Source organism: Spirosoma arboris (assembly GCF_009754945.1).
Taxonomy (GTDB): Bacteria; Bacteroidota; Bacteroidia; order Cytophagales; family Spirosomataceae; genus Spirosoma; species Spirosoma arboris.
In genome coordinates, this window is sequence record NZ_WPIN01000005.1 from 68,451 (window position 1) to 86,359 (window position 17,909).

Below are 17,909 nucleotides of genomic sequence, written 5' to 3' on the forward strand. Positions count from 1 at the left end.
CCGGTCGGCCGTAAACGGGCATAACGATATATACAGCCGACCGGGACGGTCGGTACTACAGGCATGAAACACCCGCCCCGCTGGGCTCAGAAGCTCCTAGAAGTCTTCGGCCATCCCGATACACTAGAGGAAGTACAGGGCGACTTGCTGGAACTCTATGACTACTGGGTAGAGACCGTAGGGGTGCGCAAAGCAAACTGGCGGTATACCCTGAATGCATTGAAATTGCTACGGCCGCTAGCCAAACGAAAACCAATATCTGACTACTCATCACCTTTTTCTCTAAGCCCAAACATGATCCGAAACTATGTCAAAATCGCCTGGCGAAATCTGGTTCTTCACAAAGCGTTCACGGCCATAAACATTATTGGCCTGGCCGTTGGACTGGCTACCTGCCTGCTGATTGTGCTGTTTGTTACCCACGAACTCAGCTATGACCGCTACAACGCCAAGGCCGACCGGATCTTTCGTATGACGACCCACGGTCTGGTTAGTGGCAAGGAAATTAATACGGCTTACTCTGGTGTACCGGCTGGCCCGACCTTGGTTCATGATTATTCTGGGGTAGAAGCCGCCACACGCTTTGAACAGGAAGGGACGTATATCGTGAAGCATGACCACGATAGCTTTAAGGAAGAACACGTTGTTTTTGCTGATTCTAACTTTTTCGATGTCTTCTCGATCCCCTTGTTGAAAGGCAATCTCAGAACGGCATTAACCGAACCAAATACAATCGTTCTTACAGAAACGATGGCGAAAAAATACTTTGGGGAGCAAGACCCAATGGGGCAAACGCTTACGCTCGGCACGCGGGGACTTGTTCGGGTAACAGGCGTCTGTCAGGATGTTCCTTCCAATACCCACTTTCACTACGACATGTTCGTTTCAATGCGCTCAATCGAACTCCGCAATACGTGGCTGAGCAGTGGTGTCTATACCTATATCGTATTGCGACCGGGCTATTCTATTGACTACCTGACGGCAAAAGTGCCTGAACTGGTAAAAAAACACGTTGGCACTGAAATTCAGGGACTTTTTGGCATCAGTCTGGCCGAGTTTTACCGGAGAGGTGACGGATTTGGCTTTGTATTTCAACCCATAACGGATATTCACCTTCATTCGGATCTTGAGTCTGAGATCGAAGCCAACAGTGATGTTAAATACATTTATATCTTTTCGATTATCGCGGCATTTATCCTGCTGGTCGCCTGCATCAACTTCATGAATCTGTCCACCGCCGGATCGGCAGGACGGGCCAAAGAAGTGGGCATTCGGAAAGTACTGGGCTCGATCCAGCAGCAGCTTATCTGGCAGTTTTTGAGCGAATCAATACTGGTTACGTTCATGGCGCTGGTGGTTGCCATAGCGCTGGTGGCGCTGGTGCTGCCTGGCTTTAATCAGATATCAGGCAAAGACTTTGACTTTAGTGCGTTACTGACTGGCTGGATGTTGCCGAGTATCGTACTGGCCTCTTTACTGATTGGCTTACTGGCGGGCAGTTACCCGGCCTTCTTCCTGGCGGCGTTTAAACCGGTTAGCGTGCTGAAAGGGCAGATACGGGCGGGCTTCCGAAGTGGCTGGCTGCGCAACACGCTCGTGACTACCCAGTTTGTGGTGTCGATAGGCATGATTATCGGGACGCTGGTCGTTTACCGGCAACTGCATTTTATTCAGAACAAAAAAGTAGGTTTCGATAAGGATCAGGTACTTATCCTGCATGACTCCTATACACTTGGTCCCAAAGGCAAAGCATTTCGGGACGAACTGGCGAAACTATCGCAGGTAGTTAATGCAACGCAGGCGGGGTATTTGCCTGCTGGGGCATCTAACAGCGCAAACGATGGCTTTCAAACTGAAAACGGACCTGACCAGTCGACAATTTACCGGGAAAAGACCTACTACGTCGACGAGAACTACCTGCCGACCTTAGGAATCGGTCTGGCTCAGGGTCGAAACTTCTCGAAAGCCTTTCCTTCCGACAGTGCCGCTATCCTGATTAATGAATCTGCGGCCAAACGGTTCGGCTGGAAAAACTCAATTGGTAAACGACTCTGGTCGGTGGGTAATGGCAGTCCAGAAAGCCATCGTTTATACACCATCGTTGGCGTTGTGAAAGACTTCCACTTCGAGTCGATGCACCAGCGTATTGCGCCTTTAGTGATGTTTTACGGTGCCGACAATTACCAGATGGCCCTGCGTATTCGCACTACCGACATGCCGGGATTATTGAAAACCCTGGAGCAGAAATGGAAAGCGCAAACGGATACCCCATTCGCCTATTCATTCCTGAACGAACGCTTCAACCGCATGTACCAATCTGAGCAGCGCGTAGGGCAGTTGTTTGGCATCTTCGCCGGACTGACGGTCATTATTTCCTGCCTGGGTCTGTTTGGTCTGGCCATGTTCACGGCTCAGCAGCGCACCAAAGAAATCGGAGTTCGTAAAGTATTGGGCGCATCAGTTACCAGTGTCGTGGCCCTGCTCTCGAAAGACTTTTTGAAACTGGTAGTCGTTGCCATCGTCATTGCGTCGCCCCTGGCCTGGTACGCCATGAGTCGATGGCTACAGGATTTCGCCTATAAAATCGACATCGAGTGGTGGGTATTTGTGCTGGCAGCCTTTATAGCTATCGGCATTGCGCTGATCACCGTGAGCTTCCAAAGCATAAAAGCCGCGTTGATGAATCCAGTTACCTCCCTTCGGTCGGAATAAATAGCAGGGAGCGCGGGGCACGGTTTGCCATGCACCCTGCTCCACGCCCCTTGCCCCATGCTATGAAAAACCCGCCCCGCTTTGCTACCTGGCTGTTAAAAACGTTCGGGCATCCTGACACTTCGGAAGAAGTACAAGGTGATTTGCTGGAACTCTACGACGACTGGGTACAAACGGTGGGCGTGCGAAAAGCCAATTGGCGGTACGGCCTGAATGTACTAAAACTGTTACGGCCACTGGCCAACCCGAAATCTCAAATCGAGTACCGTTCACCGGAATGCCGGACCACTTTTTTTCTGAGCCCCAACATGCTACAAAACTATATCAAAATCGCGTTTCGGAATCTGTGGCGTAACAAAGCGTTCTCGGCCATTAATATAGTTGGACTGGCACTTGGTATAGCTGCCTGTTTCTTTGTGTTTCAATACGTTTATTTTGAAACAAGCTACGACCGCTTCAATGCCAATGTGGCAAACATTTACCGCGTTCCTCTTTCGAATTCCGGGAACATGGCCAATGTATCAATTACCGCGGCAAATCATCCGGCGGTAGGCCCGGCCATGAAAGCGGATTTTCCGGAAGTGGTCGATTTTGTCCGGATGGTTAGCGTTTCGCTGTTTATGAATGCCTCAACCCTTTCGTATGCTGATGCGAAAGGCGAACCCAAAACATTCAACGAAGGAAATATCTATCTGGCAGATGCCTCATTTTTTTCTGTCTTTTCTTACCCATTAATAGCAGGAGACAGGAAAAGCTGTTTGTCGGAAAGTAATTCGATTGTAATTTCTGAAAGTACAGCGAAGAAATATTTCGGGACTACGAACCCGCTGGGGAAAGCGCTTAAAATGAACGGACGAATGCCCATGAACGTAACGGGCGTGTTTCAGGACGTTCCAGAAAACTCACATATCAAGTTTGATATGCTGATTTCGTTCGCTACGGTTGGCCCTAAATGGGGTTACACCGAATGGACCTGGCCGGAGTTTTACAACTACGTAGTATTGACTCCCGGAACGGATGTTAAAAAGCTGGAAGCGAAATTTCCGGCATTTATCCAGCGCTATCTGGGCGCAAAAATGAAAGAGTTGAATTTCAAATCGTCTTTCCAGTTACAGCCAATTACGGATATTCACCTCAACTCCAATTATCTCAAAGAAGCCGAAGCGAATGGCAGTCAACGAGAGATTTATTTTCTGGCAATTATCGGCGTGTTTATCCTGTTTATCGCCTGGATCAATTACATCAATTTATCCACCGCCAAATCAATGGAGCGGGCTAAGGAAGTGGGGCTGCGAAAGGTTGTCGGGGCAGAAAAAGGTCAATTGATTGGCCAGTTCCTGCTCGAATCGTTTATCATCAATACGTTCGCGCTGGTGGTCGCCATTGTCATTGCCGTTTTGTTCATGCCTCTATTTAACACACTCATTGGCAAGGATATAAGTGTCGGTTTTTTCTCAACTGGATTAGGGCACGAGCCATTCTTCTGGGTAGCTGTTCTGATCATTTTTGTGGCGGGGGCGTTGCTGGTGGGTGTGTATCCGGCGTTTGTCCTGTCGACCTTCCAGCCCGTGAAAGTCCTGAAGGGATTGGTTGTAAAATCAAACACGGGTATTTCGCTCAGACGAGTGCTTGTGTCATTTCAATTCATTCTGTCCATTATTCTGATTGCCGCCACTGTTATTGTCGTCCAGCAATTCAATTTCATGCGCAATGGGAATCTGGGTTACAAAAAAGATCAGGTTCTTATTGTAAAAGCACCCGCTATTACGGACTCAACGATCTGGGGTAAGTACACGTATTTCAAATCTGAACTAGCAAACACCGCTTCTGTGAAGAACGCGACGGCTACGTCGGATATTCCCGGCACCATGATCCGTTACCGGAACGTTGTGCGAAAAGCAAATCAGGATAAGCAGCATTATTTCGATACGTATCTGATGGAGATCGACGAAAAATTCGTTCCAACGTATCATATTGACCTGATAGCCGGGAGAAATTTTGTTGCCACGGACAGTTCAGCTATTGGCTCGAAGGAGAGTAAAAATGACCGGGTTCTGATCAATGAAGAAGTTGCGAAAGGCTTAGGCTATAAAACGGCGAAAGAAGCCGTCAATCAGGATATAATATTTGTGCTTGGCCAAAGTGAAGTTCATTGTAAAGTTGTGGGCGTTATGAAAAACTTTCACCAGCGCTCATTAAAAGAAAAATACGATCCAATCCTGTTCTATTATCCAACACGTACGGAGTGGAAATATATATCGGTGAACCTGAATCCTTCTGATGCCGCCCGCAGCATTGCCGACCTTGGAACACTCTACAAAAAAGCGTTTCCGGGAAATCCGATTGAGTACTTTTTCCTTGATGAACATTTTAACCGGCAATATGAGGCCGACAGCCGACTGAGAAATGTATTTAGTTTGTTTGCAGTGCTCGCCATCGTCGTTGCCTGCCTGGGGTTGTTGGGGCTTTCCAGTTTTGTGATCAGATTACGTACCAAAGAAATCGGTATTCGGAAAGTACTTGGAGCCTCCGTTGGTGGTTTGCTGGTGCTCGTATCCAAAGATTTTGTGAAGTTGGTTTGCGTGGCATCGGTCATTGCCATTCCAGTCATTTATTTAGTTGCCCGCGCCTGGCTCAACAATTACGCGTTTCACATCGATCTGGGCTGGTCCGTCTTCATTATCCCACCCGCCTTACTGCTAGCCATTACGTTGATAACGATCTGCGTACAAAGTTTTAAAACCGCGTTGATGAATCCGGTTAAATCACTACGTTCTGAATAAACCCGTTCCCCGTAGAGACAGGGCATGCCCTGTCTCTACAAATCATATACAATGAAAACGCCACCTCGCTTTGCTACCTGGCTGTTAAAAACGTTCGGTCATCCTGATACCTCCGAAGAGGTGCAGGGCGACCTGCTGGAACTGTATGATCATTGGGTCGATACGGTGGGCGAGCGAAAAGCGCGCTGGCGATACAGCCTGAATGCCTTGAAATTGTTGCGGCCACTGGCAAAACCTAAGTCATCATTAGATTACCCAAACCCTTTTTTATTAAGCCCTTCTATGATACGCAACTATGTAAAAATCGCCTTTCGAAACCTCTCCAAAAGCAAGGGGTATTCGTTTATTAATATCACGGGTCTGGCTGTGGGCATGGCCTGTACGGTACTGATATTTTTGGTTGTCAGGCATGAAACCAGCTACGACCAGTCCCACTCCAACGGGAGTCGGGTGTATCGGGTTGAAGGCGAAAACCTTAAAGACAAGTTCAGGCATCCGGGTACATACACCGGCATGGTAAACGCCTTACATAACGACCTGCCCGAAGCAGAGTTAGTTGTTCCCCTACTTCGGAGGTGGGGCGGAAATACGTTCGCCGTACCTAACTCCGACAAACGATTCAAAGAATCATTCGTGTTTGCGGATAATGCGTTATTTCATTTACTCGACTATCAGTGGATAGCAGGCGATCCCCGCACGGCGCTATCGCAACCCAACACGGTGGTGTTAACACGAGTGTATGCCGAAAAGTATTTTGGCAAAACGGACGTGCTTGGCAAAACCATTCAGTTCGATAATAAGCAGGATTTACTGGTGGCTGGTGTGCTGGAAGATTATCCGATAACAACCAGTTTCCCATTCGATCTACTGATTTCATTCGCTACAATTAAGAACATCAACCCAAATTTTGATTTTAATACCTGGAATAGCCGGGATGATAGTTTTCAGACGTTTGTGCTACTGAAAAATGGCATTAATCCTAACCAGCTAACCCGACGCTTTCAGCATATAGTCGTCAAATACATGGGTAAGGACGTACTGGCCGCCACCCGATTTTACCTGAACCCGTTATCCGAAATTCATTATGGCAGCAATCTGGGCGGACGGTCGGCCAATTTACCTTTACTCAAAACGCTGTCGTTCATTGGCTTACTGGTGTTGCTGATTGCCTGTTTTAACTTCATCAATTTAAGCACGGCTCAGGCATTCAAGCGGGCAAAAGAGGTGGGCATTCGGAAAGCGGTTGGCAGTAATCGTTGGTCGCTGATTTACCAGTTTTTGACGGAGGCCGGGCTGATTACATTTTTTGCGGTCTTGATCGCTATTCTCTTAGCCTGGATTATGCTTCCGGCCATGGCTACTACGCTGGTGGTACCCCTAAAAACCCCCGATCTATTTACCTGGCAAACAGCCCTCTTCGCTCTTGTGTTGGCAAGCCTGACAACGCTGCTGGCAGGTGTTTATCCAGCGTTCCGATTGTCGGGTATGGCGCCAATCTGGGCGTTGAAAAACAATACGTTACCGCAGGGGAATCAGTGGTTTACCCTACGTCAGGGCTTAGTGGTGGTTCAGTTTACCGTTTCGCTGGTTCTCATCAGCAGTGCCTTTCTCATTAACCAGCAACTCACCTTTTTTCACAACGCTGATCTGGGCTTCAATAAATCGGCCATCATTACGGTAGGGCTTCCTGATAATAAACCCGAGAAATTGCAAGCGCTAAGGAATCAGCTCATCGAGTCTCCGCAGATTAAGGACGTGAGTTTCTCGTTCAACAGTGCGTCGTCAGAAGGTAACTGGATGCAGGGTATGGAATACAGAAAGGGTGCCAAAGCCAATCAAATCAAAACCCAGATGAAAATGGGCGATTCGCACTACATGGATACCTATGGCATTCAATTGTTGGCCGGAGAGAAACTGAAGGATACCGACACATCGTCTGCCTCCTTTAAAGTTATTGCCAATGAGGTATTTATCAATCGGATGGGCATCAGTCGTCCCGCAGAAGCCATTGGGCAACGGGTGTATTACGGAGATGGGCAAGAGTTTGCCACGATTGTTGGGGTTACCAAAAACTTCAATGTCAACTCATTACATCAAAAAATCGATCCAACGCTGATCCAGGTTGTACCTAATAACTTTTATCAGGCCGGTATCAAACTGCAAAGCGAGAAACCCACAGCCGAGACCGTACAGGCAGCATTAGCCCAGATCGAAAAAGCCTGGATAGCCACCTTCCCAAATCAGGTGTTTGATTACAGCTTTCTGGATGAGTCACTGGCGCAGGCCTACCAATCCGAAACCAGAACCGCGCAACTCATTGAGGTCTCTACCTTCCTGGCCGTCCTGATTGCCTGCCTGGGTTTGTTCGGTTTGGCAACATTCACGGCAGAGCAACGCACCAAGGAAATTGGTGTTCGTAAAGTATTGGGCGCATCGGTTGGCAGCATCATTACGCTACTCTCCAAAGACTTCCTGAAACTGATACTGGTTGCCATTGTCATTGCCTCCCCCATCGCCTGGTACGCCATGAGTCAATGGCTCCAGAATTTCGAATTCAAAGTCGAAATCAAGTGGTGGGTATTCGCGATAACGGGCCTGTTGATGGGGGTGATTGCGTTGCTGACAGTCAGTTTCCAGAGTGTCAGAGCGGCTCTGGTGAATCCGGTTACCTCCCTGCGGTCGGAGTGAAAAGTTAAGAGTGAAGAATAATTTATGAACCCAACCCAATGACTACTCCTTATTCTTCATTCTTAACTCTTCACTATGAAACCACCCCGCTTTGCTACCTGGCTACTAAAGACCTTCGGTCACCCCGATACTTCGGAAGAAGTGCAGGGTGACCTGCTCGAACTGTATGCTTATTGGGTCAATACGGTGGGCGTACGAAAGGCTAATTGGCGGTATAGCCTGAGCGCGTTGAAGTTGTTGCGTCCGTTGGCCAAATCGAAATCTTCGTTGGACTATCATTCACTTTTTTTCCTCGCTCCTGCTATGATACGAAACTATCTTCTTGTCGGATGGCGTACACTCTGGCGCCACAAAACACAAACGTTCATTAACGTACTAGGCTTATCCATTGCTTTTGCGGCTGGTACATTACTATTCTTAACAGCCTATATTGAGTTATCCTACGACCGCTTTAACGCGGATGCAGATCGAATATTCCGGCCTTATTTTTTTGAGAACCGGAGCGAAGGCATTCAGAAAAATAGTGGTATGCCTTACCCAATGGCCCCGACCTTAAAAAAGACGTTTCCAGAAATTGAACAAATAACCCGATATACCGAAACCGCGGGGATCGTCCAGTACAAAGGCAAAGACTACCAAAAGGATATTCGAACAGCCGATCCCGATCTATTAACCCTATTCTCGTTCCCAATGCTGCAAGGCGACGCGAGACGAGCGCTGAATAACCTGAGCGATATTGTCATTAGTGAGGATATGGCCAGAGACGTTTTCGGGAAAGAAAATCCAATAGGCAAGCCATTGCTGGTTAAAGATTTTGGCGAACCGAAGCAATTCATTGTGACGGGTGTGGTGGCAAATGCACGTCCGACCTCATCCATTACTTACGATGCGTTTATCCGTACCGAAAATCGTCCAAATTATGCAGCAGACAAAGACAATTGGCACAACGGCAATCACTTGATTTATGTGAAGCTACGCCCGGATATTGACCGGGTAACTATGGAACAGCGCTTACAATCGTTTACCCAGACCTATTTTCAGGAAACCATTCGTGACCTTTCGAAAAATGGAGCGCTGGCGAAACAGAAGAACGATGCGTTTAGCCTCCGCCTACAACCCCTGTTGGATGTACACTTCAATACCGAACTCACGGAGGGAATGAGTCCTGGAAAAGTGTATGTCTATACGCTGCTGACTATAGGCCTTTTAATTGTGCTGATTGCCAGTATCAACTTCATTAACCTGGCACTAGCCCGTTCATTTACACGTATGCGGGAAGTTGGCGTACGAAAATCGCTGGGCGCATTGCGCGTGCAACTCTTCTCCCAATTGTGGAGCGAATCGCTGTTAACCTGTTTCATTGCGCTATTAATTGGACTAGGCTTGGCGATATGGCTCCTCCCCGATTTCAACACGCTATTTAATGCCCAGCTGACACTGGATTATTTAACGAATCCGATCAGTTGGGCCGTTATTCTGGCAGGCTTTGGATTGATTGCGTTCATATCAGGAGGGTATCCGGCCTGGGTGATGGCCCGTTTACCAGCGGTCAAGGTGCTGCGTGGGCAGATCAAAACGGGCAAACCCGGTTCATTACGAAATGGCCTCATCATCTTACAATTCGTTATCACCTGTGTGCTCATTACCAGCACCTTCGTTGTGCTGCGCCAAATTCACTATTTGCGCGACCAACCGTTGGGATTCAATGAAGATCAGGTAATTAGTATTCCGATAAATCAGAACCAGAATGGGCCACTTGCACTGGAGCGGTTACGGAATCGACTGGCAAACAATCCGAATATAGTATCCGTCAGCGGTACAGCTATTAACATTGGGAGTGGTCTCGATGGTGGATATAGCAAAAGCACAATGGGGTTCATCCACAAAGGCAAAGAGATTAGAACCAACTGGGTTCGAGCAGATTATGATTATCTAAAAACGCTGGGAATCAAACTGCTGGCTGGTCGGGAATTTAGCGGTTCCTACGCTATGGACACCATCTCTAACGTCATAATAACTACCAGTATGGCTCATCAACTCGGGGTCAAAAATCCAGTGGGTACCTTCTTTCAGGCGGGCGCAGACAATACTACCTATCAGATCGTAGGACTCATACCTGACTTCCACTTATACGACCTTCGGAATAAGCTGGAGCCCGTTACGCTATACATGAAACCGAACGACCCAATCAGGTACATACTGGTGCGCGTGACTCCACAGAGTATGGTATCCGTTATGGAAGTACTTAAGCATGAGTGGAAGCAAATTGCGCCAAAGCAGGAATTCTGGGGTTCCTTTTTAAATGAAAATACAGATCGCTGGTATCGCAGGGAGGAACAGTTATCGAAAATGTATGGCATTGCAGCCGGTATTGCCATTGCCTTGTCCTGTTTGGGTTTATTCGCCATTGTGCTGCTGTCCACCGAACAACGGACCAAAGAAATTGGCATTCGTAAAGTACTGGGGGCTTCGGTGATGAGTGTTGTAACGTTGATCTCGAAAGATTTCCTCAGGCTGCTCCTGGTTGCCATTCTTATTGCTTCACCCATTGCCTGGTATGCAATGAATCAGTGGTTGCAGGAGTTCGCGTACCGCATTGATGTCGAATGGTGGGTGCTCGCTGGTTCAGGCCTGCTAGCCATCGTGATTGCCTTGCTAACAGTTGGTTATCAAAGTCTTAACGCTGCCTTGGCGAATCCCGTAAAAAGTTTATCAAACGAATAAACAGTTAACTGATAATTAGGATGAAACATAAATTTCTGGCTACAGCCCTACTGATTTTCCCTGCTCTCCTTTGTTTCGCAGCCCTGATTGGTTTGGATGGAAAATGGCAGGGGAATATTACCCTGCCCGATGGGAACACTTATCCGGTTACGTATGAATTTACGGTCAATAGCGGTCAACTCAGCGGCAAGGCAAGTGCAGAAGGTTCGGCTAAAACGCTTACCGAAGGCAAGGTTAACGGGGCTGATTTCAGCTTCAGCATCACCGATGATGACGGCCAACCAATTCCACATAGTGGAAAATACTATACCGAAGGTGATTCCATTGCCTTACTTGTAACCTATCAGGGATCGAAACTGCATGGATCCTTAAAACGGGCAAAAAACTAAATCCAATTTGGTTATTGATCAGCCTGACTATTGAAACTACGCCCCTGCTATGAAACCTACCCCATCGCGTTGGATCACCTGGCTACTAAAAACCTTTGGTCACCCCGATACGCTCGAAGAAGTGCAGGGCGATTTGCTAGAACTGTATGCTTATTGGGTCGAGACGGTGGGCATACGTAAGGCCAATTGGCGGTATTGCCTGAGTGCGTTGAAGTTGTTACGGCCGTTGGCCAAATCGAAACGATTAGTAGAGTACCCTTCACCCTTTTTCTTAAGCCCCAACATGATTCGCAACTATGTCAAAATCGCACTAAGAAACCTCGTTAAGAACAAGGTCTATTCGTTTATAAACATTGGCGGTCTGGCCGCAGGAATGGCCGTAGCCATGCTGATTGGCCTTTGGATTTACGACGAGTTGTCGTTCGACAAATTCAACTCGAACCACAGCCGCATTGCCAAGGTCATGCTGCAACAAACGGTTGATGGAACAACGTCCACCAGCGAAGCAATACCCATTCCGCTGGGAAAGGCGCTAAAAAACGACTATGGCAGCGATTTTAGTCAGGTCGTACTCACACACGGAACAGGTGAACAGATTCTGGCCCATGACACCAATAAATTCACAAAAAGGGGGTCTTATGTAGAGCCCGAATTCCTTCAACTGCTGCCTCTGAAGCTCTTGGAAGGTACGCAGACTGCCCTAAACGACCCTACTTCTATTGTGCTATCTGCGTCAACAGCTAAAGCCCTTTTTGGCGATACCGACCCGATGAACCAGATCGTGAAGGTCAATAACCAACTGGCCGTTAAGGTGGCTGGCGTTTACGAAGATTTCCCGGCCAATTCGGAGTTTAGAGATGTGCATTATCTAAGTCCTTGGGCGCAATTCGTTGCCGATCAGGGCTGGGTGAAACGAGCACAGGATGAGGATAACTGGACTTTAAACTCTTTTCTGTTACTCGTCCAGATTGCGCCCAACACCGATTTCGACAAAATCTCGGCCAAAATCGCCCACGTCAAGGCAACCCATGCCAAAGACGAAGCGAAATTCAATCCCAACGTGTTCCTGCATCCCATGAGTCGCTGGCATTTGTATTCAGACTGGGAAAATGGCGTGCCGGTTCGGGGACGTATCCAGTTTGTCTGGCTGTTTGGGATCATTGGCGCTTTCGTGCTGTTGCTGGCCTGCATTAACTTCATGAATCTATCAACGGCTCGCTCTGAGAAACGCGCCAAGGAAGTGGGTATCCGCAAGGCGGTTGGTTCGGTACGTAGTCAATTGATTAGTCAGTTTTTTAGCGAGTCGTTTCTGGTCGTTGCGTTGGCCTTTGTGTTGTCGTTGCTCCTAGTGCAGCTTGCGCTTCCCTGGTTCAATGAAATTGCCGACAAACAGATGGTTATTTTATGGGGCAATCCGTTGTTTTGGGCCTTTAGTCTGAGTTTTAGCCTACTGACAGGCTTGATTGCGGGTAGCTATCCGGCTCTTTATCTGTCTGGCTTTCAACCCATAAAAGTCTTAAAGGGTACGTTTCGGGTTGGTCGTTTTGCGGCTGTGCCCCGCAAAGTGTTGGTAGTGGTTCAATTTACGGTATCGGTCACTATCATCATCGGCACTATCATTGTTTTCCGGCAGATTCAATATGCCAAAAACAGACCCATTGGTTATGATCGAGCAGGTCTGTTGAGTATTCGGATGAATACGCCGGATCTGGTTAAGCATTATGATATTATCCGCCATGACCTGCTGCAAACCGGTGCGGTTAGCAACCTAGCAGAATCATCAATGCCAACAACCGGCGTTTATTCAGGCGACTATCGATTAGACTGGAAAGGCCGAGCCCCCAATCAACCCGTTGATTTTGACGTGGTTGCCTGCACCCATGATTTTGGCAAAACGGTAGGCTGGCAAATCAAAGAGGGCCGCGATTTCTCCCGTGCGTTCTCGACCGACTCCGTTGGTCTGATCATGAACGAAAGCGCCATCAAGTACATGGGCCTGAAGCATCCAGTCGGGGAACAAATCAAATGGGCTGGTGAGACGTACACCATTATTGGCGTCGTGAAAGACCTCGTAACGAATTCTCCTTTTGAGCCCGTTAAGCAAACGGTTTTCAAGCTGAATTATCAGTGGACAAATTTCATTACAATTCGGCTCAATCCACAGGTAAGTGCCAGCGAAGCGCTTACTAAAATTGCGCCCGTTTTCCGAAAATACAACCCCGGCGGCCCATTCGATTACAAATTTGCCAGCGATGAACACGAGGAGAAATTTCGGGCTGAAGAACGTATTAGTCAACTCGCTACGTTGTTTGCCATCCTCACTATTTTTATCAGTTGCCTGGGCCTGTTTGGCTTAGCTTCGTTTGTTGCCGAACAGCGTACCAAAGAGATCGGCGTTCGAAAAGTGCTGGGTGCCTCAGTCTTCAATCTGTGGCAACTCCTCTCGAAAGACTTTGTCGTTCTGGTTGTGATTTCGTTTCTGATTGCCTCACCAGCCGCCTATTACGTCATGAACAACTGGTTGCAGCAGTATCAATATCATTCCGATATCGCCTGGTGGATTTTTGCATTAGCTGGTGCGGGAGCGTTGCTAGTGACGTTACTGACAGTCAGTTTCCAGAGTATCAGGGCAGCCTTGGTGAATCCGGTGAAATCATTACGATCAGAATAAACCCGTTTCCTGTTCCGTAGAGACAGGGCATTCCCTGTCTCTACCAATGACAAACCATGATTCCACCCCGTTTTGCTACCTGGCTCCTCGACCACTTCGGTCACCCTGACACGCTCGAAGAAGTGCAGGGTGACCTGCTCGAACTGTATACCTATTGGGTTGAGACGGTGGGCGTACGTAAGGCGAATTGGCGGTATAGCCTGAGTGTATTGAAATTACTGCAGCTATTAACTAAACGAAACTCAAGCGAACAGTATCCTTTATTTTTAGCCTATTATCTTACGCAACATATAAAATCGCCTTTCGAAATCTCGCCCAAAGAACCGTCCTAAAATCTGGCCGCGGGAATGTATACGACCAGTGATGGAAAGCAAGTCAAAATCGTAGTGTATATAGTCGCTTCTTGATGAAAAGCGACTATTTTTGTTTCTATCCCTTAAAAAACTACGCCATGAGTAAGCTAGCTATTGAATTAATCTGTGAAAATAGAAAAACGCAAGATCCGTTTTTGGATTTAGGCAATTGCGGCCTCACAGAATTACCTGAAGAATTATTTAATTGTATTTGGCTAGAGCAGCTAAACTTAAGTAAAGTATATTACAGTGATGAAACTAGCCAATGGGTTAAATCCAAAAACAATGGAATTAAAAATTCTTTATACTCTAACAATATACTACCGTTAAAAAATTTATTTAATTTAAAAAAACTCTATCTGAGTAGTAATAAAATTTCTAGCACTAAGCCTTTTGAAAATTTAGTCAATTTACAAGTATTGCATTTAGGGGATAATGAGATTGAGGATATAAGTCATTTAGTAAATATATCTAACTTACGTGTATTGGATTTAAGCAACAATTTAATTACTGATGCTATTCATCTTAGAAATAACATTCAGCTACAAGTATTACTTCTAAGTCATAACAAAATTACTTGCAATAATTTTCTTGAGCATTTAACTAAATTACAAGTATTATACTTAAACAGTAATGTAATTACCGAATTTAACTCAATCAAAAATCTAACTAAACTAGAGAAATTATATTTAATGAATAATAGAATTGAAAATATTGATTTTATCCAGAATTTAATCAGCTTAAAAAAAATAAATTTAAGCAACAATTTTATTAAAAATATTGAACCTTTAAGATATTTAATTAGTACAGAATCTCTCAACTTAAGCAATAATGATATTATAGATATCATTATTCTCAATAAAATGATAAATCTACAAGTAGTAGATTTAAGCAGTAATAAAATTAAAGATGTTAGTTCTCTTAAAAATTTAAACAAACTACATACATTAGATTTAAGAAATAATATAATTACCAATATCAAGTATCTTGAAAACATAGTAAAGTTAAAGAACCTTGACTTGAGTTATAATAAAATAAAAGACATTAAATTTCTTCAAAACTTAATTAGTCTACAATCGCTAGACTTAAGTAGCAATGAAATTAAGAATATAGCATTTTTAAAAAATTTGCTTAACTTAAGAATACTAAATTTAAGAAATAATAGAATTTCAGACATAAGCCATGTATTACCGCTGTTAAAAAAGGAAAAACCACTTCTTGTTAGCTTAAAAACATTTGACTATAAAGGTAAATTAAATATTTCCGATAATGATTTAGTTAGCCCACCTATTGAAATTGCAAAACAAGGCAATCAAGCTATTCTGCATTATTTTGATGAATTAGAAAAACAGGGGACAGATTACTTGTATGAAGCTAAAATGCTTATTGTCGGTCAACCTCGAGCAGGTAAAACGTCTTTGCGGTATAAGCTATTTGAGCAGCAATCTGTCTTGCCACCGGAAGAGGCTACAACGCGAGGCATTGATATTCAATCCCTTACCTTTATTATGAATGATCAGGATAATAAAGCTCAACAATTTACCTACCATGCTTGGGACTTTGGTGGTCAGCAGATTTATCAGTCAACTCATCAGTTTTTTCTAACGCACCGCTCACTCTATGTGCTGGTGATGGATACTGGAAAAGACAGCTTTAGAAACGACGATTCAACCATAAATTACTGGTTGCAAGTCGTTGAATTGCTGGGAGGAAACAGTCCTGTAGTCTTGTTACGGAATGAAAAGAATGAACGAACATTTAGCGTGAATTTACCCTCTAAAAAGGCGCGTTTCGCCTTTCTCAAAAACGACTATGGTATCGATCTGAATGCCCTGATTCCAAATACGCCGGCTTACAAAGTCGATCAAGACAGAGCGTTTAAGCAGTTCCGAGACACGATCGAAATGGAGTTAAAACACTTACCCTTAGTTGGTTTCCCTATGCCCAAAAACTGGATAAAGATTCGCGAAGCTCTACAGAGTCTTAGTCAGCAGAAGCCGTATATCTACTGGTCTGAATACAGTCAACTTTGCCAAGATCATGCAGTTGCCGAGTATGAACGGCAACTGGAATTAAGCAGTATTTTCCATGATCTGGGTGTATTTCTGCACTTTCAGGATTATTATACACTGAAAGAGTTTATTATTCTTCAGAATGTGTGGGCCACGGATGCAGTATTTGCCGTATTGGATAGCCCGTTGGTTAAAGCTAGTAAAGGAAAATTTACGGATAAGGATTTAGCAGCGATCTGGCAAAAAAAGAATTATGACCCGAGCATACACCATAGGTTACTTGCCTTGATGATGCAGTTTGAACTATGCTATCAGGTCGACAATTATTTCACGCATGAATATATCGTTCCAGAAATGCTGACGAAGGAGTCACCAGACAATTATACTTGGACTCCCCGCCATGATTTGCCGCTTCATTATCGCTATGATTTCATGCCGAAGGGTATTCTAACCCGGCTCATCGTCCGTTTACACCCGCATATAAGTCGGGATAAAAAGAATCAGCAGGTTGTCTGGAAATCGGGCGTAAACATAGATGGTACCACAATGGACTGTCCCACCACGTTTGCCGAAATAACTGAAGCTTGGGATAACGAGCAGTTACTAGTTCGCGTGCAGGGCAAATTTCCGAAAGAGTTGATGAGTAAAATCACTTTTGTCATAGACTCCATCAATAGCGATTTTTTCAAACAGGTAAGCCGTGACCCAGCCAGCCAGAAAAGTAAATGGTATAAAATGATTCCCTGTGTTTGTTCTATTTGTAAAATTAATCCTGACAAGCATTTTTATGAGTACAGCAAATTACTGGAACGAAAAGAATACGGAAGACTAACCATCGAGTGTGATCGAAAACCATTTGAGACTGTTTCCATTAATGAACTACTTGAGGGTATTTTTTCAGAAAAGTTAGCTCATCATACACAATCAGAAAACATGGAAAATTCTCCCAAAAAGATCTTCATTTCCTATTCTCATAAAGATGAAAAACGATGGAAAAATAAAATAATTACCCATTTGGCTCCTTTGAAGAACCAGGACCTGATTGAAAGCTGGAACGATCGACAGATTGAAGCGGGTCTTTGGGATCTTCAGATTGAAAAAGCGATGGAAGAGGCTGATATTTTTCTACTATTGATCACGGCTAATTTTTTAGCCTCCAACTACATAAGTTCCAAAGAAATCGCGACCGCTTACCGTCGCTTTAAAGAAGGAACAGCCCGAATCTTCCCTGTCATTTGTGATGCCTGTAAATGGGAATTGCAACCCGTTACCAAAACGGAAAAAGAATTTAATTCAGTAACCAATAAAGAAATGTATGTCTGTTTAGGCCAGTTTCAGGCGTTTCCCAAAGATGCTCGCCCTATAAAAAGCTGGACTAATATTCAGGATGGGTTTCTGGATGTTATCAATCAGTTGGAGAAGCATTTATAGCTTCCCCTATTCATAATGTTGGGCGTATTGGCCATTGGGGTTGTGCTGTCAACCATTGATTTTCAGAGTATAGATAAGGCATGCCTTGTCTATACTTGTACATAAACGCTTTTATCAGCAACTTGCTACTTTACAATAGCAACACT

The 17,909-nt window shown here is 45.3% G+C and carries 8 protein-coding genes; all 8 read left to right on the forward strand.

The features are described from left to right. Window positions 1-63: 63 nt before the first annotated feature. The 8 genes from GO755_RS14445 (at window position 64) to GO755_RS14480 (ending at window position 17,763) form a co-directional block, all read left to right on the forward strand. Entirely contained in the window at window positions 64-2,712 is a 2,649-nt protein-coding gene (locus tag GO755_RS14445) for an ABC transporter permease (RefSeq protein WP_157585886.1), read from the forward strand. A 62-nt stretch (window positions 2,713-2,774) separates the two neighbouring features. Continuing rightward, window positions 2,775-5,495: an ABC transporter permease gene (locus GO755_RS14450; RefSeq protein ID WP_198174836.1), complete on the forward strand. Its 2,721-nt coding sequence runs from the start codon at window positions 2,775-2,777 to the stop codon at window positions 5,493-5,495. Window positions 5,496-5,546: 51 nt separating this feature from the next. Continuing rightward, on the forward strand, window positions 5,547-8,183 hold the full coding sequence (locus tag GO755_RS14455) for an ABC transporter permease (protein ID WP_157585888.1): 2,637 nt from the start codon (window positions 5,547-5,549) through the stop codon (window positions 8,181-8,183). Window positions 8,184-8,258: 75 nt separating this feature from the next. After that, entirely contained in the window at window positions 8,259-10,907 is a 2,649-nt protein-coding gene (locus GO755_RS14460; protein ID WP_227686961.1) for an ABC transporter permease, read from the forward strand. 20 nt (window positions 10,908-10,927) lie between these two features. Next, window positions 10,928-11,296 carry a glycoside hydrolase gene (locus tag GO755_RS14465; RefSeq protein WP_157585889.1) on the forward strand — a complete coding sequence of 123 codons (369 nt, stop codon included), beginning with the start codon at window positions 10,928-10,930 and terminating at the stop codon, window positions 11,294-11,296. 49 nt (window positions 11,297-11,345) lie between these two features. Next, a complete protein-coding gene (locus GO755_RS14470) occupies window positions 11,346-13,967 on the forward strand; it encodes an ABC transporter permease (RefSeq protein ID WP_157585890.1) in 2,622 nt (873 codons plus the stop codon). 56 nt (window positions 13,968-14,023) lie between these two features. After that, window positions 14,024-14,299 (forward strand): permease prefix domain 2-containing transporter, encoded by a 276-nt coding sequence (locus GO755_RS14475; RefSeq protein WP_157585891.1) that lies wholly within the window; start codon window positions 14,024-14,026, stop codon window positions 14,297-14,299. 119 nt (window positions 14,300-14,418) lie between these two features. After that, window positions 14,419-17,763, forward strand: a complete 3,345-nt coding sequence (locus tag GO755_RS14480) for a leucine-rich repeat domain-containing protein (RefSeq protein WP_198174837.1) — start codon at window positions 14,419-14,421, stop codon at window positions 17,761-17,763. The last annotated feature ends 146 nt before the right edge of the window (window positions 17,764-17,909 follow it).